Annotated in this window: 21 protein-coding genes and 1 riboswitch; of the genes, 5 read left to right on the top strand and 16 right to left on the bottom strand. The window is 45.4% G+C overall.

The features are described 5' to 3' along the window. Positions 1-143 precede the first annotated feature (143 nt). The 10 genes from serC to NSQ58_RS21380 all read right to left on the bottom strand — a co-directional run bounded on the left by serC (position 144) and on the right by NSQ58_RS21380 (position 11,576). A complete protein-coding gene (gene serC, locus NSQ58_RS21425; protein ID WP_028542950.1) occupies positions 144-1,235 on the bottom strand; it encodes a 3-phosphoserine/phosphohydroxythreonine transaminase in 1,092 nt (363 codons plus the stop codon). Between the two features lie 265 nt (positions 1,236-1,500). Next, complete coding sequence (gene glnA / locus NSQ58_RS21420; protein WP_023987803.1) at positions 1,501-2,925, bottom strand: type I glutamate--ammonia ligase; 1,425 nt, start codon at positions 2,923-2,925, stop codon at positions 1,501-1,503. A gap of 271 nt (positions 2,926-3,196) precedes the next feature. After that, entirely contained in the window at positions 3,197-4,234 is a 1,038-nt protein-coding gene (gene aroF, locus NSQ58_RS21415; protein ID WP_341058169.1) for a 3-deoxy-7-phosphoheptulonate synthase, read from the bottom strand. Positions 4,235-4,497: 263 nt separating this feature from the next. Next, entirely contained in the window at positions 4,498-5,454 is a 957-nt protein-coding gene (locus tag NSQ58_RS21410; protein ID WP_023987801.1) for a 4-hydroxy-3-methylbut-2-enyl diphosphate reductase, read from the bottom strand. Between the two features lie 109 nt (positions 5,455-5,563). After that, positions 5,564-7,042 (bottom strand): sensor histidine kinase, encoded by a 1,479-nt coding sequence (locus NSQ58_RS21405; protein WP_013309433.1) that lies wholly within the window; start codon positions 7,040-7,042, stop codon positions 5,564-5,566. A gap of 1 nt (position 7,043) precedes the next feature. Continuing rightward, a complete protein-coding gene (locus tag NSQ58_RS21400; RefSeq protein WP_013309432.1) occupies positions 7,044-7,733 on the bottom strand; it encodes a response regulator transcription factor in 690 nt (229 codons plus the stop codon). Between the two features lie 149 nt (positions 7,734-7,882). After that, positions 7,883-9,469, bottom strand: coding sequence for a S1C family serine protease (locus NSQ58_RS21395; protein WP_023987800.1), 1,587 nt, complete (start codon positions 9,467-9,469; stop codon positions 7,883-7,885). Between the two features lie 195 nt (positions 9,470-9,664). Beyond that, positions 9,665-9,973, bottom strand: coding sequence for a hypothetical protein (locus NSQ58_RS21390; protein WP_023987799.1), 309 nt, complete (start codon positions 9,971-9,973; stop codon positions 9,665-9,667). An 84-nt stretch (positions 9,974-10,057) separates the two neighbouring features. Further along, complete coding sequence (locus NSQ58_RS21385; RefSeq protein ID WP_013309429.1) at positions 10,058-10,633, bottom strand: 3D domain-containing protein; 576 nt, start codon at positions 10,631-10,633, stop codon at positions 10,058-10,060. Positions 10,634-10,694: 61 nt separating this feature from the next. Further along, positions 10,695-11,576: a putative sporulation protein YtxC gene (locus NSQ58_RS21380; protein WP_023987797.1), complete on the bottom strand. Its 882-nt coding sequence runs from the start codon at positions 11,574-11,576 to the stop codon at positions 10,695-10,697. 239 nt (positions 11,577-11,815) lie between these two features. Here NSQ58_RS21380 and NSQ58_RS21375 point away from each other — a divergent pair, with 239 nt between their 5' ends. The 4 genes from NSQ58_RS21375 (at position 11,816) to NSQ58_RS21360 (ending at position 15,092) form a co-directional block, all read left to right on the top strand. After that, positions 11,816-12,211, top strand: a complete 396-nt coding sequence (locus NSQ58_RS21375; RefSeq protein WP_025723301.1) for a hypothetical protein — start codon at positions 11,816-11,818, stop codon at positions 12,209-12,211. A gap of 207 nt (positions 12,212-12,418) precedes the next feature. Continuing rightward, positions 12,419-12,913, top strand: coding sequence for a cation:proton antiporter regulatory subunit (locus NSQ58_RS21370; protein ID WP_023987795.1), 495 nt, complete (start codon positions 12,419-12,421; stop codon positions 12,911-12,913). Between the two features lie 4 nt (positions 12,914-12,917). After that, positions 12,918-14,144, top strand: coding sequence for a cation:proton antiporter (locus tag NSQ58_RS21365; protein WP_023987794.1), 1,227 nt, complete (start codon positions 12,918-12,920; stop codon positions 14,142-14,144). A gap of 84 nt (positions 14,145-14,228) precedes the next feature. Continuing rightward, positions 14,229-15,092: a YitT family protein gene (locus NSQ58_RS21360; protein ID WP_069080466.1), complete on the top strand. Its 864-nt coding sequence runs from the start codon at positions 14,229-14,231 to the stop codon at positions 15,090-15,092. Positions 15,093-15,188: 96 nt separating this feature from the next. On the opposite strand, the gene mqnC is transcribed toward NSQ58_RS21360, so the two are convergent. The 4 genes from mqnC to metA form a co-directional block, all read right to left on the bottom strand. Then, on the bottom strand, positions 15,189-16,322 hold the full coding sequence (gene mqnC / locus NSQ58_RS21355; protein ID WP_023987792.1) for a cyclic dehypoxanthinyl futalosine synthase: 1,134 nt from the start codon (positions 16,320-16,322) through the stop codon (positions 15,189-15,191). 433 nt (positions 16,323-16,755) lie between these two features. Next, positions 16,756-17,934, bottom strand: a complete 1,179-nt coding sequence (locus NSQ58_RS21350; RefSeq protein WP_053325033.1) for an aminotransferase class V-fold PLP-dependent enzyme — start codon at positions 17,932-17,934, stop codon at positions 16,756-16,758. Next, positions 17,931-19,115, bottom strand: a complete 1,185-nt coding sequence (locus NSQ58_RS21345; RefSeq protein WP_053325032.1) for a PLP-dependent transferase — start codon at positions 19,113-19,115, stop codon at positions 17,931-17,933. Before NSQ58_RS21345 ends, NSQ58_RS21350 begins: the two co-directional genes overlap by 4 nt. A 124-nt stretch (positions 19,116-19,239) precedes the next feature. Next, positions 19,240-20,157: a homoserine O-acetyltransferase MetA gene (metA, locus tag NSQ58_RS21340; protein WP_053325031.1), complete on the bottom strand. Its 918-nt coding sequence runs from the start codon at positions 20,155-20,157 to the stop codon at positions 19,240-19,242. A gap of 118 nt (positions 20,158-20,275) precedes the next feature. Beyond that, a riboswitch (SAM riboswitch) is annotated at positions 20,276-20,401 on the bottom strand. Positions 20,402-20,952: 551 nt separating this feature from the next. On the opposite strand from metA, the gene corA reads away from it, so the two are divergent. Further along, positions 20,953-21,888: a magnesium/cobalt transporter CorA gene (corA, locus tag NSQ58_RS21335; RefSeq protein ID WP_053325030.1), complete on the top strand. Its 936-nt coding sequence runs from the start codon at positions 20,953-20,955 to the stop codon at positions 21,886-21,888. Positions 21,889-22,049: 161 nt separating this feature from the next. Here the strand turns inward: corA and NSQ58_RS21330 are convergent, their stop codons facing one another. Both NSQ58_RS21330 and NSQ58_RS21325 read right to left on the bottom strand, forming a co-directional pair. Beyond that, positions 22,050-23,057, bottom strand: coding sequence for an HRDC domain-containing protein (locus tag NSQ58_RS21330; RefSeq protein WP_028542957.1), 1,008 nt, complete (start codon positions 23,055-23,057; stop codon positions 22,050-22,052). A gap of 166 nt (positions 23,058-23,223) precedes the next feature. Next, positions 23,224-24,102 (bottom strand): ROK family protein, encoded by an 879-nt coding sequence (locus NSQ58_RS21325; RefSeq protein WP_075153967.1) that lies wholly within the window; start codon positions 24,100-24,102, stop codon positions 23,224-23,226. Positions 24,103-24,216: the final 114 nt, after the last annotated feature.

The raw sequence follows: 24,216 nt of genomic DNA, 5'->3' as shown, positions 1-24,216 counted from the left end.
ACAAAATCAGACAGATATGAACATCAAACGACAAAAATTTCAACCCACACCACTAAAAGCCTTCCCCTATACACATTCAGGGAAGGCTCTACATTTACTTTTTCGATTTTAAATATCGTGTATCGAAATATATGTCCGCGTAATTAACTGTTACGTTGCTTGAATCCGTCCATAAACTCGGCTAATGCTTGACAGTTCTCCAGTGGAACAGCATTGTAGATCGAGGCGCGAAGCCCTCCTACACTGCGATGTCCCTTCAGTCCGATAAATCCGGCCTGTTCGGATTCCTTAATAAATTGTTTTTCCAGATCCTCATTCGCGAGGCGGAAGGTTACATTCATGATAGAGCGATCAGCGCTGTCCACACAACCACGATAGAAGCCTTCGCTACTGTCAATACGGTCGTATAGCAAAGCAGCTTTCTGCTGGTTCACGCGCTCAATGCCTTCCAAACCGCCTTCTTCCTGAATCCATTTCAGCACTTCATTCACCATGTATATGGCAAAGGATGGGGGAGTATTGTAGAGAGAGTTATTTTTTTCATATGTGCTATAACGCAACATCGTAGGAATATTGTCCGGTGAGGAAGTCAGCAACTCTTCACGGGCAATCACGACCGTCACACCAGAAGGTCCCAGATTTTTTTGTGCGCCAGCATAAATCAATCCAAATTGAGTAACATCAAAAGGCTTGCAAAAAATATCGCTGGACATGTCCACAATCAATGGTACGGACCCCGTATCCGGGAATTGCTTAAATTGTGTACCTTCAATCGTTTCGTTGGACGTCATATGCACATAAGCAGTATTCTCAGGCAAGTCCAAGGAATCCACATTCGGAAGACGCATGTACTTCTCATCAGCGGAGGATGCGGCAATATGAGCCTTGCCCAGTAGCTTGGCTTCTTTATATGCCTTGTCCGACCAGCTACCTGTCATTACATAGCTCGCAGTCTGTCCTTCGCGCAAGAAATTTAAAGGCAGCATTGCAAACTGCGTACTTGCGCCCCCTTGTAGGAATAACACCTTGTAGCCTTGTGGATTGCCCAGCAGAGATAACAGACGTTCCTGCGCCTCATTATGAACAGATTCATACACAGCTCCACGGTGAGACATTTCCATGATCGACATCCCTGTTCCCTGGAAATCTACGAATTCAGCTTGTACACGTTCCAGTACTTTAAGCGGCAATGCCGCTGGTCCTGCATTAAAATTGTAGGCTCTCTTACTCAACAAATTCCCATCCCTTCTCTACTCTGGTGTGGATATTATCGCTATGATAGCAGTATTCATAAATGCGTTCAAGACTTGTATAAAAATGTTTTCAATTTCATTTATGATGTGACAAAGTTGTGAATGTTAACGTATTTAACATCTTTATTTTGTAATTTTCACTTTAATATTAAAAGGTCCCCGGCATAAGACCGGAGACCTATCTTGAATAACAACTGTTACCCGTAAGCTAGTGGTTGTTATTCAAAGCAGCTAAGCAATCAAGTTATTAGCAGTCAAAATACAGGCTATATTCGTGTGGATGAACACGGATGTTCACCGATTTAGCTTCAGAACGTTTGAACTCTACATAGTTATCAATAAAGTCCTTCGTAAATACGCCGCCTTCAGTTAAGAATTCGTAGTCAGCTTCCAGAGCATCCAAAGCCTCATCCAATGAACCAGGTACGCTACGGATTTTACCTTTTTCAGCGTCAGACAGCTCGTAGATGTTGGTGTCAAGTGGACCATAACCCAATTCGATTGGGTTCAATTTGCGCTTGATACCATCCAGACCCGCCATCAGCATCGCTGAGAAGGCAAGGTAAGGGTTAGCAGTGGAGTCTGGTGTACGGAACTCGATCCGACAGCCTTTTGGAGTAACAGCCGCTACTGGAATACGTACAGCCGCAGAACGGTTACCTTTGGAGAATACCAGGTTAACTGGTGCTTCGTAGCCAGGAACGAGACGTTTGAACGAGTTTGTGCTTGGATTTGTCAAAGCGATCAATGCAGGAGCATGGTACAGAATACCACCAATGTAATGAAGAGCCATTTCGCTCAGATTAGCATAAGCACCTTTTTCGTAGAACAAAGGAGTGTCACCATCGAAAATGGATTGGTGAACGTGCATACCACTTCCGTTGTCCCCGAAAATTGGTTTCGGCATGAATGTTGCCACTTTACCATATTGACGAGCTGTGTTGTGTACAATGTATTTATAGACGAGCAGGTTATCTGCTGTTTTCTTGAGTGTGTCAAAACGGAAGTTGATTTCCGCTTGGCCTGCCGTAGCTACCTCATGGTGATGGCGCTCAATTCTCAGACCTGCTTCTTCAAGCAAACGGCACATTTCACTACGGATATCTTGTTGGGTATCTACTGGCGCTACAGGTACATATCCGCCCTTCACTCCCACTTTAAAGCCCAGGTTGCCGCCTTCTTCCTTACGGTTCGTGTTCCAAGCTGCTTCCTCGGAATCTACGAAGAAGGAGGAGCTATTCATTCCGCTTTCGTAGCGAACATCATCAAAGATGAAAAACTCGGACTCAGGTGCAAAAAATGCTGCTGTGCCCACTCCTGCGGATTGCAGAAATGCCTCAGCTTTTTTTGCAATGCCGCGAGGATCGCGGTCGTATTTTTCGCCATCTGGCGTAGCAATGTCACACAGAATATTCAGTGTAGGATGCTGAGTGAAAGGGTCGATAAAAACCGCTTCTGGATCGGGCAGCATAACCATGTCGGACTCCTCGATGCCACGATAGCCGGGAATGGAAGAACCGTCGAAAGCAACACCGTTAACAAATGTTTCTGCATCTACTTCGGAAGCTGGCAATGAAATATGGTGAGCACGACCAGACAAATCTACAAAACGAAAATCTACCCACTCAATATTATTTTCCTGAATTGTTTTCAATACGTTTTCAACGGACATGTCTTCTTCCTCCCAATTTTTCCGAACATTAAGTCTTATACAACCCTGAAATGTTCATGATCGAATGTTTTTTTCTGTCGTCATTATAAATCTCAAACATGACACGGGTCAATAGCTATGTAAGGTATTTTTTAAACTAATGTTAGATATGCTTACGCCCTTGATAACATTTGAATAGCACAAAAAGCCCGAAACATCGGGCTTTTAGGTAATTTAAATCTCATTACTGCGTTGCAGCAAAACTTTTATGCATTAATGTTAAACATTGGTTTTAAGCAATGGTACTAGGCGTGTGAAATGTTTTCCCCACAGCAGGAGCCAATATTTCCAAATCTTTCAGCAAATCTGAAAATTGATCTGGGAACAGAGATTGTACGCCGTCACCCGTCATCGAGTTGTCGGGATCTGTATGCATTTCAATAATTAGTCCGTCCACTCCGGCAGCGACCGAAGCCTTCGTCATAGGAACAACCAATTCACGTCTACCCGTGCCATGGCTAGGATCAGAAATAACCGGCAAATGGCTCAACTGTTGCAACACAGGGATCGCAGACAAATCGAGTGTATTTCTGGTGTAGGTTTCAAATGTGCGGATACCGCGCTCACACAGCATAACATTCGGATTTCCACCTGCCAAGATGTACTCGGCAGCATTCAAGAACTCGTCATAAGTCGAGCTAAAGCCGCGTTTGAGTAACACTGGCTTGCCGCAAGTACCCAACTTACGCAGTAGATCGAAGTTTTGCATATTCCGTGTACCTACTTGCAGGATATCGGCATATTCCGCACAAATGTCTACGTATTCAGGTGTCATGACCTCTGTGATGGTCAGGAGGTCGTGCTTTTGGCCTGCTTCAGCCATCATGATCAAACCTTCTACACCAGTTCCCTGGAAGCTATAAGGCCCTGTACGCGGCTTAAAAGCACCTCCACGGAGAACTTGCGCACCTGCTGCTTTGACCAATCCAGCAATTTCATCTATCTGTGCAGCAGATTCAACGGCACATGGTCCACCCATAATGACAAGCTCGCCCCCGCCGATATTTACACCTTTAATGGAGATAACCGTATTTTCCGGATGAAAATCACGGCTGGCCAATTTGTAGGACTTCGATATTTTAACCACATTTTCTACGCCTTTCATTTGACGCAGATGTTCAGCCAGCTTGGGCTCTACGCTACCAATCAGTCCGATGATCGTGCGATCCGATCCCCTTGATACATGAGCCTGCAATCCTTCTTTCTCAATAACTTCAACAATAGCTTGAATATGTTCTTCAGGTGTTTGAACACCAGCGATAACGATCATTTTTTTCTTCCTCTCTATGATACATATTTTATTAACCCATTATAGATTGACATTATGACACTTAGACGCTTGTTCGCTTTTAAGCTTTTATTCGTTAAAGCAACTATACCTGTTTTAGCTATACTCGTCAAGGCTTAATTATCCCGAATTATTCAATATTCTAACTTAGTGAAACTAACCGAATAATATCTATAAATTAAAACAATTTGAAAAGCCGCTATCCGGATGGTTGTATCCGAATAACGGCTGTAATCAATCACAAACTATTTCGTCGTTTTTGACTTCTCCCGTACAGGAGGCAGCAGTTTTTTCATATCTATGGTTCGCTGTATCTCCCACGTATCCGGGTTAGCCGCATCATACTGCTCCAAATACGTAATAACCTCTTTGGTAATCAGTGTCGGCGTGGAAGCCCCAGAAGTCACAGCCACTTTGGCTACTCCCTCAAGCCACTCCCTCTTCAGCTCGGTCACATCAGAAATACGATAAGCTGTTGTACCAGCAATTTCCTCCGAAACCTGAGCCAATCGGTTTGAATTGTTACTGCGCGGATCACCGACAACGATCACCAGATCCGCCTGTCCAGCCTGCTCAGCTACCGCTTCCTGACGTACCTGCGTCGCCAAACAGATTTCATTGTGTATCTCAGCACCTGGGAACTTCTCCAGTAGCTTCTTCATAATGTGCTTAATGTCCCATTGACTCATGGTCGTCTGATTCGTGATAAGGATTTTGCCAGCTGGTAACGTAAGACTGTCGATTTCTTCTTCCTTTTCAATCAGATGAACATGGTCAGGAGCAATACCGATAGCTCCCTCCGGCTCTGGATGATTCTTTTTGCCAATATAAACAATCTGATAGCCTTCGGCAGACTTCTCCCGAATCAGATCATGCGTTTTTGTGACGTCAGGGCAAGTCGCGTCTACCGTAGTCAACCCCTTGTCTCGTGCCAGCTTGCGAACCTCTGGTGATACGCCATGAGCAGTGAAGATAACAGTGCCGCTCTCTACCTTGCTTAAAATCTCCATACGGTTCGGGCCGTCCAGTGTAATAATCCCTTCGTCTTCAAAGGAATTGGTGACATGACTGTTATGCACAATCATGCCTAATATATAAATAGGCCGGGGTAAGTCCAGATTTCTGGCTGCCTGACGTGCCAATACCATGGCATCGACTACGCCGTAGCAGTAACCCCGGGGCGAAATTCTGAGTACTTCCAAAATGAGCCCCCGCTTTCTTCGACACAGTATACAGCTCCAAAACTGGTAGCTGTGGGCTTCCACGCCTCTACCGGCCAATTCTATGATGTAGTTGCCTTCCTATTATAGCCTATTCCAAAGGCGCGGAAAAGCTGACCGGAAGCCAGATGACAAATGTCGTTCCTTCTCCTTGGCGCGTAACCACTTCCACAGACCCGTGATGTTCATCAATAATCCACTTGGCAATAGATAGCCCCAACCCAATTCCCTCCGTCACCCCGCGTGACTCATCTGCCCGGTAAAAGCGGTCAAAAATAAAGGGAACCTCACTCTTATCCATTCCAATGCCCGTATCACTGATCCGTAGCCCCACCTGTCCTTGATAAATAATGGCATCAAATCGGACTGTGCCTTCAGGTGTATATTTGAATGCATTATCAATGAAAATGAATAGCATTTGCTGCAAATAATCCTTGCTGCCATCCATATAAATACCATTCAGCAACGAAAAATCTCCCACATTCCATTCGGCCGTTCGCTCTAAAAACTGAGCACGACGGGCAACCTCACTTACAAGCGGTTCCAACGCAACGGGAGTCTTATCGAACGTTTTCCCTGTGTCCGCTCTCGCGAGTGACAACATATCACTCACCAAACGGCTCATCCGTTTGCCTTCATCCGCCATGTCATTTAATGCCTCCATAGAAAGCTCGCGAATCATCTCTTCATCCATATTCGGTCGCTCTCCTGGTTCGGTAGTCCACATTTTGAGCAAAAAATCAACGTTGCCACGGATCGTCGTTAGCGGCGTACGAAGCTCATGGGAAGCATCAGCCACAAAACGACGCTGTGCACCGTACGCATCTTCCAGCTCCTTGTAAAACACCTCTGTACGCCCCAGCATGTTGTTAACCGTTCCGATTAATTGTCCAATTTCATCTGGTGGTCCGTCATATTCAATCCGTACACTCAAATCATTACTGGATTGAATCTGATTTGCCCCCTCAATGACCTTGACCAGCGGCTTCATAGACTTGCGAGCCAGAAAGAGACCTGAGGTCGCAGCAGCGAGTAATGCAAACAACGAACCGTATACAAGCACATTTTGTAACCTGTTCATGAGTCGATCCTGAGAGCCCGTGAATTGTCCTACCTGTAGCAACCCGACCACCAACCCCAACTCCTCGGACTTAATGGGCTGTTGATAAATCATAAAGGAATCCCCATTTACGTTCACACGTCGAATCCCCTCATTTTGAACTGCTCCTGCCGCTGTAGATGGAACAGGGAAGGTGATATTGAGGTCTTTCATATTTTGGGTGGTTTTGGTAACCCCGGACGTATAATTGTAAATTTGTACATATAGCTGTGAGTCATCTATTCCACGCCCCTGCTCCAATCCTAAATCCAGGTTAGGGACTTCAAACAATCCCCCTTTAATAATAAGGCGTAATTGCTTGTTAATCTGTGGCGCCTGAGTCATAAGCTGACTTTTCACTTCATTATATGTGTAGTAATATACTAGTCCGTAAATAGCCAGACCAAAAATGACAAGTACAATAGCCAAGATGCTCGAATACCAAGCTGTCAGCCGCCACCGAATAGACATATTACACATCACCTCTTAAAATATAGCCAGCTCCCCGAATTGTACGAATGAGCCGTTTACCGCCATCCTGCTCCGTTTTTTGTCGTAGCATGGCAATATATACTTCCAGCACATTCGATTCTCCGCTATAGTCATAGCCCCAAATTTTGTCCATAATCAGATCACGCGACAGAACACGCTTGGGGTTTTGCATGAACAAATGGAGCAGTTCAAATTCTTTGGCTGTCAGTTCCAAGCGTTTGCCGCCACGAACCACTTCACGGGATTCGTTATCCAGTTGTAAATCCTCGAAGGTAAGCCGATTTCCGTTATTGTCCTGTTGTTCGGTTTTACGCCGCAAAAGCGCTCGCACTCGCGCCAGCAGCTCCTCCAGAGCAAACGGCTTGACGAGATAATCATCGGCCCCTAGATCCAAGCCCTTAACCCGATTCTCAACCTCATCCTTGGCTGTAAGCATCAGGACAGGTACCGTGCTTCCACCCTCCCGCATGCGACGGCATACCTCAAAACCATCGACCTGCGGCATCATTACATCCAGCACGACCACATCAGGCTCAGCTGTCAGCATTTTATTTAATCCCTCTGCTCCATTGGCGGCTGTCAGCACTTCATAGCCTTCAAATGCCAGCCCTCTGCGTAGCATGGAAACAATTTTTTCATCGTCATCAATAATCAGAATAGTAGAACGCATACACGATCGAACTCCTTTATCTCTTCTTTTCCCTCTATTGTAGCAGGAGTAGACGCGTGTAGCATCTGGCTGCTCCATACAGCAAGAAACGGAAGGGATCTTCCTTCCGTTTCTTGCGTGCACATGTTCATTTTTGTAGAGTTATCAGCTTATTGCTGAAGCGTCGAGCTAAAGTCATTTTTGTTGCCTATTTTCAGCTGAACATCTTTTTTCTGCCCAGCTCGTTCGATGTTAAGCGTCAGTGCTGTACCCACTTTTTGTTTTTGAATGAACTGGATCAGCTCTTGTGATGTGCTATAAGGCGTGCCATTGGCTCCGATAATCACATCGTAAGGACGCAGATCGGCCTGATAAGCTGGCGATTTGTATATAATATCCCGTACTACCGAGCCTTCGGTTAGGGATGTGCCCAATTCTTTGGCTACTTCAGGACTCAAATTTAACAGACTTGCACCAATGAAAGGTACAGGTTCTTTCGGGATAGGCTGGTTATTTTTCAGCTTATCGACGACTTCCAAAATTGTATTGGACGGAATCGCAAACCCGATTCCCTGTGCGTCTGCACTAACAGCTACGTTCATACCGATAACCTGCCCTTGCAGATTTAACAGCGGTCCGCCAGAGTTACCAGGGTTAATGGACGCATCCGTCTGAATGAGATGCTTGTATTGCGTCGGTTTTCCAGTCGATTCACTATTAATGGTGATCGTACGTTCTTTCGCACTTAGCACCCCGGCTGTTACCGAATGCTCAAAGCCTTCAGGGTTGCCGATTGCGACCATCCACTCGCCGACTTTAGCGTTATCGGAGTCACCCAAAGTTACTGTCGGAAAGTTGTTTTTGCCTTCAATTTTAAGTACCGCCAAATCAAGATCAGCATTTTTGCCCAAGACTTTGGCTTCGTAAGGCTTATTAGTTCCCTCTACTGTAACCTGAACCACACTCGCGCCTTCAACAACATGGTTGTTGGTTAGGACGTAACCCGATTTATCAAAAATAAAACCGGAACCAATACCAAGCGGAGTCAGCTGCCCGCTGTTGCTACCTTCATTTTCATTACTGTTACCGCTACTGCCACTGTCACCATACTGATTACCGAAAAAGTATTGATACAGCGGGTCATTGTAATAAGGGCTGCTTTGTCTGCCGCTGCTACCACTGGTTTGTTTGGCAAGCGTTTCGATTTTGACGACTGCCGGACCAGCCTTGGCCACAACAGATTGAACATCAGCGGTACCTGAAGGCATCACAGCCGGAACTGCGCTTGGAGTCGAGCCAGTTGTTCCTGAATTAGTCGTTTCTCCACTTTCAGCTGCCGCCGAAGTTAACGCCGTCTCGGGTGTGAACATATTTGTTCGGTCAGCTGTGTACATCAATACCGTAATGACCAGCATCCCAGCCAAAAAAGATAAGAAAATTGTTTTCACCTGCGACTTGGGCTTATTCGGTTTGAATTGCCAGTTGCCACCATTCCGACCCGAACCATCCTGTTGCTCAGGCATAGCGCGATGGTATGAGGGAGGAAGAGGTCTCACTGCCTGTGGTGGCGTAATCTCAACATCCTTTTCCACCGACTGCCCTTCCTTACGTTGTCCGTCCGATTGAACTGAAGAAAAAGGGCCGTAAGAATAATAATATGAGGAACCGTTCGAATCGTTTTGCCGAGTTGCATTATCGGTATCAACCTGATCGTTGTCGTTCCGGCGTCCGGAGTTATTATTTTTAAATTCGTCCATTGTATATCTCCTCCCAAACCCTATGCTTCAAGGTGGTGTTGTTTAACTGACTTTATTTTGCACTTTAAACCTTAATTCCACCTTAAAAACAATTAAAAAGGAGATAAAACCTTAGACCTATTGTACCTATTCACTTTCACTTAAAACGAAATGCCCCGGATATAATCCGGAGCATTATCAATTGTATATGCTTTTTTATTTCGTGTTAAAGTTTTCGTCGAACTTTTCGTTCGGTGTTTGAGCATTGTTTTGAACTTTGTTGCGACTGGAGTTTTGAACTTTTTGAGCTACAGCGCCTGTACCGCCTTGTTCTGTTGCAAATTCTTCATCATACTTCTCATTTGGTGTCTGAAAGTTGTCTTGAATTTTATTTTGTTCAGACTGCTTTACCTTTTGTGAAACGACACCAACCGTATTGTCTTGTGCAAATTCCGCTTTGAACTGATTTCCTGCGCTTGCCTTGAAGCCTTTGTTCGTGAAAGAACTTCCGCCTTGATTTGGCATAATTCTCAACCTCCCAGTATGTTTTGCGGGATAAGCTCATCCCGCAACATAGTATGTGATGTTGGAAAAAACAATATTCAAGGATTATATGGAAGCATCCAGTGTCGCGGTCGGAATAGTTTTATGCGTTTCTATCGCCTTTTGGAGCGATTTGACCATCTTTTCTGTACATTTTCCGTTCCCTTTTTTTATAATTTGAACATCCACATCTTTCTTGCCCCATTCAGAATACACCTGCCGGGTTGTTTTAAAATACAAGTCAATTTTATTGCCCTTAATCGCAGAACCTGTATCTGCTACAATCCCGTATCCGTAACCTGGAATGTACAATATGCTTCCCAAAGGAAACGTTTTGGGATCAGCCGCAATCGTAGACAGTGTGTTCTTGTCACGACGCACTTTTACACCGGAATACGTAATACCGTAACCGGGATGACTTGGCCGTTTGCCAGTCGATTCATAGCCTGCTGTATATCCTGTTGCCGTGACCGTCATGGTCGTAATAACCTGCTCTTCGCGTGGAGCTAAAACAGGTGTGGACTGCCATTTTTTATGCTGGACCGGTTCTTTGTGACCGTAAACTTCATTGCCGGGCAATACCAGACAGGTTGCAATTAACACGGTTCCCAAAATCCGTTTCCATACCAACATGGATCTCATAAAAAACCTCCCCTTGAGGCAAAGGCTTTCCAGAAATCCATTAGTTTATACGAACAGATTATTATTTTTGAACATCCTGACCTGGATAAAGTCTGCTCAGTTTCACTTTATCTTCAAAAATATGCAGGAGTGTCCGCACTATGGGGGTGTGTTCATCGTCTGTGTGCAATATAATGGAAGCAGGAGAAATCGAAATAAGGGTGCTCACGATTCGATCCTCGACCTCCATTTCCAATTCAATGCCTGGCATCTCGACAATGATGTCATCTGCATCAGGAATCGGTATGGGCACCATGGCACTATCCAGAATCGTAAAATTATGTCCGCCTTGGTGAAGTACGTGTACGAGCGGAACTTTGCTTTCCTGAAAAAAAACAAAATATTTAAGCAGCCCCATAAATTCTTCGTATTGCCGATCTGCCCAGAATTCTTCCATAGCATAGTCGACGATTTCTTCAAGCTCTTTTTTATACGCATGGAGCCTAAATTGAATCAGCCCTTCCAAATTGATCACACGAAGCTCCTTGAAATCCTTCTCCAGGAGAGTAGTCAGCTTACCCTGACGCTTCAAACGACCTCTGGGGCCATCATCGTTTAACAGTGAACGAATCATACTGCGAATTTGCTCTGCATCCTCTTTCTCCAGCAACGAACAGGCTTTGGTGAGAATGAGATTGAGCAGCCCCCACTCCTTGACTTCGATAATATAATCCGCTATTGCCGAAGACATGATGCTGTATACACAGGGGAGAAAGCTTTCAAACGCCGAATTGCTTTCTGTGCCCTTGCAGGTCCATGCCACTTTGTTATCCAGCTGTCTGAAAGTGAATCGAAATCCGCGCCGTGACATATGTAGTCCCTTTGTTCTACTTTTGACCACTTCGTAAAACCGGTCGGTTTCCTGATCTCCGTCTGTATTGGTCCACACTGTAAACAGTTCCATTGGCTCACTCCTTTCGATCACTGCTTTCAGTATATGGCGGCCTCTGAAGGGTTATACGAAGTGAACGACTGGAAACAGAAAGACATATTCAAAAGAGGATGATCTGGTTTCAAAAAGCCGGTTGGCGTGTTATAAACATTACTGTGATATAGGAAAAAATCGAACGACGTTTGAATATTTAGGGTGGGGTATGTTAAGGTTATAGTAATATGAATTTTTCACAAGAGGGAGGAGATAAGATGTCAACGATGCTGAACATGCTGCGTACATTCATGATCGTCATATTGAGCCTCGTTCAGATTTTGTCCCTTCCTGTGACGTTTCATGCGGAAGACACCACTCAATCCCTTCAGTTTACGGCGGGATCTTCTCTTATGCCTCATGCTGATATTTCCTCGTTAGAAACAGACTCTCACGGTCTGGAGCATCATTCCAAACCAGCTATACGCAAGTCCTCCCCTTTACTTCATCTGGTGATCGCTGCGGCCAAATCACTTCCCTTTGTCATTTTGATAGCGCTTGTGCTGCTATTGAGCATCCCTAAACTACGTCTGCCTTTTATTCCTGTCATTTGCAAACTAAAGAAGCAATTGTACTTGTTCCCCATCAAATTTACCTCTAGTTATGTGGCTTAACCTCCCTTTGCATGCACATCACCACATTTGCATGTCTATTTGTTAACCTGTCCCAATAAGTGTAATACGTAAAGTCTATTTATCAGGTTTTTTATGTTAATTTATAAAATTTAATACAAAAAGAAAGTTTCCATGTCACTCCCAAAGTATGTGATTTATTTCCCATACCATTCATTTAAATAACGTATCATACAGGAGGCTTTACAAATGGATATTAGAGAGTCTATTTTGCCAGGAATCGGGATTAAGTATCGAATAGATGCAGAGAGCGGCGACCGAATTGTCATTATTATTCATGATGATGGCAGGCGCGAATTGTATCACTTTGATTACGAGGATCTGGAACAAAGTATTTCTATGACAACCCTGAATGATCAGGAAGCGCGATTGGTAGCCTCCATCATCGGTGGTATGACCTATAAGCCCAAACAGCTTGAAAGTGTAGAAATGACGTTTGACGATTTTATTATCGAATGGTATAGAGTGGAATCTCATTATGCAAGTGTCGGCAAATCCATCGGTGAGCTGGATGTAAGGCAAAATTCGGGAGCCACTGTTATTGCCATTGTGGAGAAAAAAGGAAAGAAATATGTAAATCCTGGTCCTGAAGTGATGATTAACGATGATGCCACTGTAGTCGTTGTTGGGGAACGCGATCAGCAAAAACGCTTTAAACAAATCCTTATGAACGGAAGCGGGTGATTGGATGGATCATCTGGTATTTGAGGTTGGATTGGCTATTGCTCTCATCGCTGCAGCCGGACTTATTTCCTCCAAACTGCGCTTCTCGGTCATCCCTTTTTATATCCTGATCGGAATGGCAGTTGGACCGCATGCGATGGAGCTATGGCATTTTGATTTTCGCTTTATCGAAAGCGCCCCATTTATTGATTTTATGGGAAGAATCGGAGTGCTGTTTCTTCTCTTCTACTTGGGTCTCGAGTTCTCAGTAGGTCGGTTAATTAAATCAGGTCGTTCCATTGCTGTGGGCGGTACCATTTATATTGGCATCAATTTTACACTGGGGCTGGCTCTTGGCTTCCTGAGCGGCTTTCCTGTAGCAGAGACACTGGTTATCGCCGGAATTACAACAATATCATCCAGTGCTATTGCTGCGAAGGTGCTGGTAGATCTCAAGCGGACCGCCAATGCTGAAACTGAAATGATTTTGGGCATTATTATGTTTGAGGATGTTTTCCTCGCCGTATACATCTCCATCCTCTCCGGATTGGTTCTTAGCGATTCATCCTCGCTCGGGGGTGTGCTGCTATCAGCGCTAATCGCGCTAGGCTTTATGCTTGCAGTCATTATTATCGGCCGTAAGGCCGTCCCTCTGTTAAATCGGATTCTCCGTATTCGCTCCAATGAGGTATTCGGACTTGTTGTTTTCGGCTCTCTATTTCTGGTGGCTGGTTTTTCGGAAACGATTCATGTGGCGGAAGCTATCGGCGCCCTGTTGGTCGGTTTGGTACTGGCCGAAACGGAACATGCCAAACGTATCGAGCATTTAATTGTTCCTTTCCGCGATTTCTTTGGCGCCCTGTTTTTCTTCAGCTTTGGATTATCCATTGATCCACTGTCCCTGGGAGGAAACGCGATATGGCTTGCACTGGCAGCAGTCGTCCTCACGTTGTTTGGTAACATTTGGGCAGGAATGCTGGCTGGGCGTACGGCCTCCTTATCTCCCAAAGCGTCAGCAAATATCGGCCTGACCATTGTGGCACGGGGTGAATTTTCGATTATCATGGCCAACTTGGGTAAAGAAGGCGGTTTGCTTGATATTGTTCAACCCTTTGCAGCCATCTATGTACTCATACTGGCGATTCTTGGACCACTTCTGACAAAGCAGTCAAAACCTATTTTTAATATGTTAAACAAAATATTTAAGTTCAAGGACCCCCGCCTACGAAAGGAAGAAAGTAACTCGGCGTAACTGTAAAAGCTGGATACGACAATCCATAGGAGGGAAGGCTATGCCGCACGCTGTAAAACATGCCGAAACTCTATGAGGCGGCTTGTGAAGCCCGCTTCAGGAGATGCGAGCAGGTTCCCTGTCTTTTATACGGTGATTGGCGGAATTACGGCATCCGTCGGTCTGGAATTGTTTTTGCATCCGCATGATATGATCGCTGGAGGCGTCACGGGGATCTCCAGACTCATGTCGCTTTATACACAGGAGCATTTTGGGTTACTGCTATTCGTTTTGAACTTGCCACTCATGCTGCTGTATTCTCTGTCTACTCACAAACCCATGCTGCTTCGTGCACTACCCGGCTTGTTCGCCTTTTCGGGCTCAGCCATCATTCTTTCGCCTTTTCCGGCAGTGAGCGGCCATCCGGTCGTATGTGCTTTGGGCGGCGGAATCTGTATAGGGCTTGGCGCAGGGCTGGCAGCTCGTCACGGTGGTCTGCTCGATTCACTAGGACTTAACGAGTCAGACGATGGCCGTCCATCCACATTATTGCTAACACATCGCAAGATTCCGTTAATACAGATTGTTATGCTATGTAATGGTCTGCTGCTCATTACGGCTGGCTTTGTGCTAGGCTGGGAGCCAGCTCTCTATTCAGCCTTATCCTGCCTCGCTGCCTATGAAACGACCCGGCTGATGTTTACCGGTCTGACGCGTATGGTTTGTGTAGTCAGCAAGAAGCAGCAAACCATCGAAGATGCCATATATCGCATGCTGCGTATACACAGCACGCCTGTTGGAGGCTATGCCCAGATAGAGAGCAAGATTAAAAGCGAATCTGAGGATAAAAAAGAACAAATGGTCATCGTTTACAGCGTTCATCTGTTGGATTTGCAGCGCTTTAAGGCAGTCATCCAAATGGCAGACCCGCAGGCTGAGATCATGTATATGAAACGATGGAAAGCATAGCAAAGTAACACATCAAAAAACGCTTATCTACACTAATCCTTGTACATAGATTAGTGATGGATAAGCGTTTTGTAATTAACAATATATTAACGGATATTAATTTTGCATGATAAAATCATGTTCAATACTGCTGGCACTGTCAAAAGTACGAATAATATCATAACGGGTATTGCGCTGTGCTGGAACGTGACCCGTCTCGCGGATCAACTGTAGAATGGATTCAATGTTAACCTTATACGTTGCGCCTGCAGCGGAAACTACGTTTTCCTCAATCATGGTGCTGCCAAAATCATCGCAACCGTAGTACAACGATTTTTTACCGATTTCAGGTCCCATGGTTACCCATGAAGACTGAATATGCTTGATGTTATCCAATACAAGACGACTGATCGCAACGGTCTTCAAATATTCCTCTGGCGTCTGGCGTTCCTTCTTCAGATTGGTGTTGTCTGGCTGGAAGGTCCAAGGAATAAAGGCCAAAAATCCTTCAGAATTATATTTGTTTTCAATGCATTCGTCCTGAGCATCACGAACACGCAACAAATGCAGCGCACGCTCCTCCATCAACTCGCCAAAGCCGATAACCATCGTAGCAGTCGTGTTCATCCCAACCTTGTGAGCCGTTTGCATCACATCCATCCAATCACGCCAAGAGCCTTTGAGACGGCTAATTTTGCGGCGTGTGCGGTCATCCAAAATTTCTCCGCCTCCACCCGGAAGCGAATCCAATCCAGCTTCGTGAATGGCTCGAATCGTGTCTTCCATGGATAGACCGGATTTTTCCTTCATTTTGTGAATTTCAGCTGGCGAGAAGGAGTGCATCGTAATATCGGGAAAACGCTCCTTGATAGCTTTCAGCAAATCCGTATAATAACTGAACGGCAGATTCGGATTCACACCGCCTTGCATTAGAATTTCGGTGCCACCTACATCCTGCGTTTCCTTGATCTTCTGAAAGATCACCTCATCCGGCAAAACATAACCTTCATCAGAACCCGGTCTACGGTAAAAAGCGCAGAAGCGACAGTATACGTCACATACGTTCGTATAGTTAATATTTCGTCCGATGACGAAGGTTTTAATGGGATCGGGGTGCATGCGATTCATAACTTTATTCGCCGCATGACCTATTTTTTCTACCTCATCTGATTCGAACAAAGCAACGGTATCCTCTAAATTCAGGCGTTCGCCGCGTAGGGCTTTATCTAAAATATGGTCGATTACACTCATGGTGTATCCTCCTTCGCTGTCACAGGGCGACGAAATGAAAGACAGGACTTATGAACGAGAATGCTTTCACAAACCTGCGTTCGAACCCTGCCGTAATGTATGTTCATGACTGGCCTTGTATGTTGTCTGTGCTATTTAGCATAGTAAAACCTAATGATAATACTAACATATCTTTAGGTAAGGAACCATACTTATTCCCGCTTCTTTCTGCTTTTCACCTAGGAAAACAGGCAACTGCCAAGCTTATCTCAACATTGCATATAGCCAAGAAATAAGAAAACAGAACTGAAAAGTGCATTTTTTCACACTGTCCTTCATGTCATTCTTATAGAAAACAGCAAGCCTCCTGAATGAATGGAAACTTGCTGTTTAGTACTGTACATATTTGCTCCCTGCCTGAAGACGACAAAGATACTACTGATGTGCTAACGCTCTAGCGCAGCGCCTCATCCAGATCACTAATCAGGTCGTCAATATCCTCCAGACCTACGGAGAAACGAAGTAATCCGTCCGTAATCCCGCGCTCCAATCGTACACTATGGGGCATAGCCGCGTGTGACATCATCGCCGGATACGACAAGATGCTTTCCACAGCTCCCAGACTCACCGCTACAATTGGAATACGTACGCGACTGAGGACTTCTTTTGCACGCTCACCAGAACCCACATCAAACGATATCACTGCACCATAACCGCTGGATTGACGCTCATGAACTTCACGTCCTGGATGATTCTCCAGACCCGGGTAGTACACCGCCTCAATGTCGTTGCGCTCGTTCAGCCAATTGGCGAGCTTTGCTGCACTCTTTTCGCTGTGAGCCATACGAGCCTCCAGTGTCTTCATACCGCGCATGAGCAACCATGACTCCTGCGGAGCCAGCACGGTACCCAGTCCATTTTGGAGCTGCTTGATTTGTCTCCCCAGCGATTCGGTACGTGCTACTGCAAGTCCTGCCAGCACATCGCTGTGTCCGCCCAGAAACTTGGTCGCACTGTGCAATACAATATCGACACCCTGCTCAATCGGACGTTGATAATAAGGTGTCATAAAAGTATTATCCAATAACGTCAAAAGTCCGTTATCCTGTGCCCAAGAGGTTATTCCTGCTACATCGGTAATTTTGAGTGTCGGATTGGACGGGGTTTCCATATATACAGCCCTTGTATTCTCCTGCAACGCCTCTTTCACATGGTTGAGGTCCGTCATGTCAACGAAGGTCGTTTCGATATTCATCCGTTTCAAAATGGAGGTCAGCAGTCGATATGTTCCTCCATATACGTCCTCGGAAACAATGACATGATCTCCAGCAGACAAGAGCATAAATGTAGTAGAGATGGCCGCCATACCTGATGCAAAGGCAAAACCGCTAGCTCCGCCTTCTAATAAGGCGATATAATCCTCCAAAGCTTGTCGTGTCGGATTACCTGAACGGCTATAGTCATGCTGTGGAGGATTAAAAATATCATGATGGTGAAAGGTAGAAGCTTGATAGATCGGGACGCTCGAAGCCCCCGTAACACTGTCAATTTCAGAGCCGAAATGCAGCAGCTTGGTAGCGAACTTCCGCTCTTTGTCCAGATCCTGGCCGATCCTTCTCGCATCCTCTATCATTGCTGCTCCCCTCCTTCTACTTCTTGACGTGCAACTTCCAGCGCCGAACGCAAATCTTCAATTAGGTCGTCTGTATGTTCAATGCCGACGGAGAAACGCAACAGCCTGTCATCCACCCCGACTGCATCCCGAATTTCTGCTGGTATGTCCGCATGTGTCTGCACAGCGGGATAGGTCATTAGCGATTCCACACCGCCGAGACTTTCCGCAAACGCAATGAGCTTAATGTGACGAAGCAAAGGCTCCACATAACGAGCATCCTTTACTTTAAAGGAGAAGATACCCGTATTTCCGCTGGATTGTTTATTTTGAATCTCACGACCTGGGTGGCCTTCGAGAGCTGGATAAAATACTTCCGCCACCGCCGGATGCGTCAGTAAATAGTTAGATAGCACTGTTGCATTATGCTGATGTCGGTCCATACGCAGCGCTAACGTCTTCATCCCCTTCATCAACTGATAGCAGTCGCTCGGGGAAAGCACGGCCCCTATGGAATTGTGCAGGAAGGAAATTTCAGCTGATAGCTCTTTGCCTTTGGTTACGATCAGCCCTGCCAGCACATCATTGTGTCCGCCCAAATATTTGGTTGCGCTATGTACCACAATATCCGCGCCCAGCTCCAATGGCCGCTGGAAATATGGGGTTAGCAGCGTATTATCTACAATGGTAAGCAACTGATGTTGTGATGCCCACTCGGCAACCGCTCGAATATCAGTGATCATCATTAACGGATTTGTAGGTGTTTCTATGAATACAGCTTTGGTATTCGGTCGACATGACTGTTCGAGTGCTTCAAGATCATTCGTATCCACATAACTTGCTGTTACACCAAATTTAGATAAAATACGCTCCAGCAAGCGATATGTCCCGCCATACAGATCCAGCGATACAATGAGGTGATCTCCCTGTCCAAACAATGCAAATACCGTTTGCAGCGCCGCCATACCTGAGCTACATGCAAAACCTGCATCACCCGATTCAAGTGCTGCAGAAGCCTCTTCCAGTACCTTTCGCGTAGGATTGATCGTCCGAATGTAATCAAATCCTGTGCTTTGACCTAGACGGGGATGGCGGAACGCCGTAGATTGGTAAATCGGGTAATTAACAGCCCCGGTTACTGGCTCCTCTACTGAACCGATTTGTGCCAATCTGCTTTCGATTTTCCACTGTTTCTCACTCATATGAATCCTCCTGTTAACTTCCATAGTGGGTGCTATAACATATCCTGCAAAAATGGATGTCAAAGACTATACTGCTGCGCTACTGCAAGGTGGTACTGTACAAGGGTAAACTACAAGCCCCTTTTTAAATCTGGGGCCCGATATCGTAAGGTGTTTCTTGGTATACATAATAGTTCAGCCAATTCGAGAATAATAAATTGGCGTGTGCCCGCCAGATTGAGGGTGGTGTGCGCTTGGGATCATCATTAGGAAAATAATTTTTGGGGACTTCAATATCCATTCCTTTGGCCACATCGCGGTCGTATTCCCATTTCAGGGAAAGCGGGTCATATTCAGAGTGCCCAGTTACAAAAATTTGTTTACCGTCAAGCGTGGCTACGAGGTACACTCCAGCTTCCTCGGATTCGGATAAAACTTCTAATTCGGCAATATGATCAATATCTTCCCGCCGAACCTCAGTATGTCGGGAGTGAGGAGCATAAAACAATTCATCAAAGCCGCGTAGCAATTTTACTTTAGGTTTAATCACGGTGTGTGGAAATACGCCAAAGCATTTGTAGTCGAGCCCGTATTTAGGGACATCGAAATGATGGTATAAGCCTGCCTGTGAGGCCCAACAGATATGCATGGTCGAAGTTACATTCGTTTTCGTCCATTCAAAGATTTGCTGGATCTCCTCCCAGTAGTTCACATCCTCAAACTCAAGCTGTTCAACCGGGGCTCCTGTAATGACCATGCCGTCAAAACGACTGTTCTTGATCTCGTCAAACGTTTTATAGAACATGTTCAAATATTCTTGCGATGTATTTTTGGATACATGAGACTTCATGTGCACCAGCGTGACGTCCACTTGCAGCGGCGTATTGCCGACCAAGCGCAACAGTTGGGTTTCCGTCGTCTCCTTTGTAGGCATTAAATTCAAAATGGCGATACGCAACGGACGAATATCCTGATGATAAGCCAAGCTTTCATCCATTACGAAAATATTTTCGCCCTCCAGCACTTCCTTGGCAGGTAGCGTGTCTGGGATTTTAATCGGCATGTAAACTCACTCCTTGTTCGGTAAGTTTTGCGAAAATCGTCTTGTTGAGATGCCGGGCATATAATAAAAAGACCTTTCTCAGGTTAGAGAAAGGTCATATTTGTATCCATATGCGCCTCTCTCATCTGTCAGGGCAACGCTCTTTGTACAAAGCGCGCGTCCTGCAAGAATTAGCACCGTGCGATTAAAATCGCCGGTTGCCGGGTATCATCGGGCTAGTCCCTCCACCTGCTCTTGATAAGATTTCGCTATATTCATTTTAGGTTCACAAAGTTCTTGTTGTTCACTTTAATGCATCGGCTGGGCTTCGTCAAGATGGGACTTTTAAATTTGTACCCTGCATTCACATTTTGTCTACCTTTTCCATAGGTTAAATCATATCCCTCCTATCGTTGAAGCTCTTGCCACTACTGTTGATTTAGCCCATGATTTTGCGCTTGAAAGGCCGTAGGCCGAGCGTTATACTATACAAGTGCTATTAGGCAAAAATATGGAGCAGTAGTGCAGATTTGAGTGTTTCCTGCGATACTGTGGCAATCTAAAAAAGAACATTTGAGAGGTGAATCCGGAATGGAAGGCGACCCGAGTCCGAATAGGCGGCGATCCCTGAACAACAGCATAGGAATGACTTCAGCTTGCCGAAAGACGGGACGCCAGGCTCTGCATGCTCCAAAAGCCTCCGGCTTTTGATGGGAGTGCACGCTTACCCGCACCGGCTAACTGGCTAACTGAGTCCATTCCTTATGCTTAAGGTAAACGTATTTCCGTTACGACGGAGCATAAGGAGTGACATATATGAAAATCCGTTTGGTCAACAACGGGGTTTTTACCCCTGTCGAAGAAATTGAAATGGCGCTTACTGCACCGGCAGAAGGTTTTTATTGGATTGATGCCGATGTCGATGATTTGACAGTGCTCCAGCCTTTATTTTCCATGCATGATCTTGCAGTAGAAGACTGTTTGAGTGAAGAAGAACAGCGTCCGAAGATTGAAATTTATGAAAGCCATTATTTTATCGTTGTAAATAGCATTCGTTTTGATGATGAAGAAATATTTTTGCGAGCTTTGAACATTTTTCTCGGCCGCCATTTTATCATTACGGTGACCAAGCAGAAAATAAATGAGCTTCGTACCCTCAAGCCTATGCTGTGGGAGCAAGAAGTCAGCCAGCCTGACCGTTTTATGTATCTGTTGGTCGACTTGATTGTTGACAACTATTTTCTGGTTGGTGACCGGATTGAGGTCCGCATTGAGAAGCTGGAAGAAGATATTCTAATGCATACGAAAAAGTCGCATTTGAACGAAATCATCGGCTTACGAAGTGAGATTCTGTGGCTGAAAAAAGTGCTGGGTCCACAAAAAGAAGTCATCAATACCCTGAACAAACGGGATTTGCGGCTCATCGACGATCAATTGCAAAAATATTTCAGCGACATTTATGAAAATGCTGTGAAAATTTCGGAGACTTTTGAAACTTACCGCGACTTGATGGGTAACCTTCGAGAAGCTTATCAATCCAGTATCGCCAACCGTGCCAATGAAATTATGCGTGTGTTTACGGCAATTACGACCGTATTTATGCCATTGACAGTCATTACCGGAATATATGGGATGAACTTCGATAATATGCCTGAGCTTCATACACGTTATGGCTATTTTGTCGTCATTGGTATTATGGTGGCATTAGGTGTCAGTATGTTCTGTATTTTCCGCAAGAAAGACTGGGTTTAAAAAGAACAGGGGGGAAAAGTACCGAGTTGGATACTTTTTTCGATTTTCAGCTTGGTCATAAAAAGCAGCAGCCGTGTCCTGTGTGGAACTCGCTGCTGCTTTTTAGTATGTTGAACCCTGAATGTACTTTAATACTTTAGCTTTATTCAATCAGTTCTATATTATCCAACATGTCGGTCGGGTACCTGCTGATGACGAAACCGTATACGGATCAGACGCAGACGCTCGTAAATTTGATCCAGTCCTGTTTCGGTTGCCTTTTCTTCCCCATACACTTTCAGCATGACGGGCTTGAGCAGCGTATCCCCCAACTCTTCATAAGCAGACCAGATGGCTGCCTGCTCCTCCTCAGATACATTCACCAACTCCTTGCGGATCAGCTTCTCCATATCAATGCCATCCCTGTCCAAATGCTCCACAGCTTCAATCATCTCTCTACGATGCAAACCTGTCTTCATTCCGATATGCTCCAGTGAAAGACCGTCCGAAATGCCTTCGATAATCGTTCTAGTTAGGCTGAATTTGTTCAGCTCCTGCCTGTACTGGTTCTCTTTTTGCTTGTATAGCCATGACAAAAAAACTTCTTCTTCCAGCGTCTCTGTTACCCAGTTTAACGGAAATGGTGTGGTCCGGTCATTTTGTGTCGTAATAGCCAATAGCTCCGTCCCATATTGCGACACTTTACCCTGACCCATACCAGGCAGTTCCAACAGTTCTTCTTCGGTATGGGGAAGATAGACGCTAATGAGTCGAAGCAGCCGATTCGTAGCGATAAAATAAGGTGCTTTTCGTTCCGTTGCTGCCTTTTGCCGTCTCCACATCGTCAACTGCTCATACACTTCATCACGTGGAAACAAATCACTGTAGCAATACAGCTTTTGCAGCGTTTGTCCTCGTCCTGATGATCCTTCTTGCTCATGAAATACGCCATGGATTAAGGGCCTATAGCCCTCAGCCATTTTGAGCGCCAGCTCATGACGGTATACATGTAGTAATTCCTGCCACAAGCTGCCCTCATACCAAAGGTCGTCTATACTTTCATCCGGGACATGCTGTGTGCTCCAGCCTGCACTCCATCCCCCTTCATGCTGCCCAATCCATACCTGAGCAAAGTCCTCATAGCCCTGTTCATTTCGTTTGGACAAGCGATTTAAAAATACAATATCCATGATTTCTTCCTCCCTCATATCGTTGAAAGACAGTCCCGCACAACACAAAAACGCAAAAAAAAGCACCCATCCTGCGTATTCGCAAGAAAGGTGCTTCCCTTTTTGAGCCGTACTATACTGTTGCCTATATAATAACCGTACCTTGGAGTGCCGTCAACCATAAATTCTAATGATTCAGCTTTTCCTTTGCCAATGCCAGAGCACCGCACAATCCAGCATTGTCACCCAATCCCGGAGATACGATATATTGCTCAATATCTGTTGTCAGACTCGAATGCTGTACGTATCCGTTCAAAAGTTCTTGAAGCTTGGTACGAATGAGCGGGAACAGTTGGTCCTGCTTCATCACTCCCCCGCCCATAATAATTTTTTGCGGTGACAGGATTAATACATAGCTCATTAAAGCCTGTGCCAGATAGTACGCTTCCATTTCCCAGGCCGAGTGATCGACAGAAAGCTCATGTCCTTTAACCTTCCATCTTTTTTCGAGCGCAGGACCTGCTGCCAGTCCCTCCAAACAATCTCCGTGATAAGGACATGTCCCCTCGTAAGTATCTTCTGGGTGACGACGTACCAGAATATGCCCCATTTCCGGGTGGGATAATCCATGTATCAGCTTTCCACCAACCAAAGCACCCGCCCCGATGCCTGTACCTATCGTAATATACAGACAGTTGTCCAATCCTTTGGCGGCACCCCAAATAGACTCACCAAGTGCTGCTCCATTCACATCCGTGTCAAACCCCATAGGCACATCAAAATGCTCTTTCAGTTTGCCAATCAGATTGTAATTTCCCCAATGTGGCTTTGGCGTTGTTGTAATATAGCCATATGTATCACTACCTTCGATAGGATCAATCGGCCCGAACGAGCCTACGCCCAATGCTTCAATGCCCTTGCCTTCAAAAAATGCGATGACATTCTCCATTGTTTCTGCTGGGGTGGTTGTTGGAAAGCTCGCCCGTTCCAGTACCTCTCCACGTTCGTTGCCAATTCCACATACAAATTTGGTACCGCCTGCCTCAATTGCTCCCAATACTGTCATAGTTGCTGTTGTCCCCTTTCGATAATCCGGTTCTCTCTCCACTATATTCACCTGAAATGTACCTGAGGTCAATCCCCTTATCGCAATTGTATATAATCCTTCACATGACTATAT

It is taken from the genome of Paenibacillus sp. FSL M7-0134 (assembly GCF_038007865.1).
GTDB lineage: Bacteria > Bacillota > Bacilli > Paenibacillales > Paenibacillaceae > Paenibacillus > Paenibacillus polymyxa_B.
Note: the sequence above shows the minus strand (reverse complement) of the source record. Positions and strands in the feature narration are given on the sequence as shown.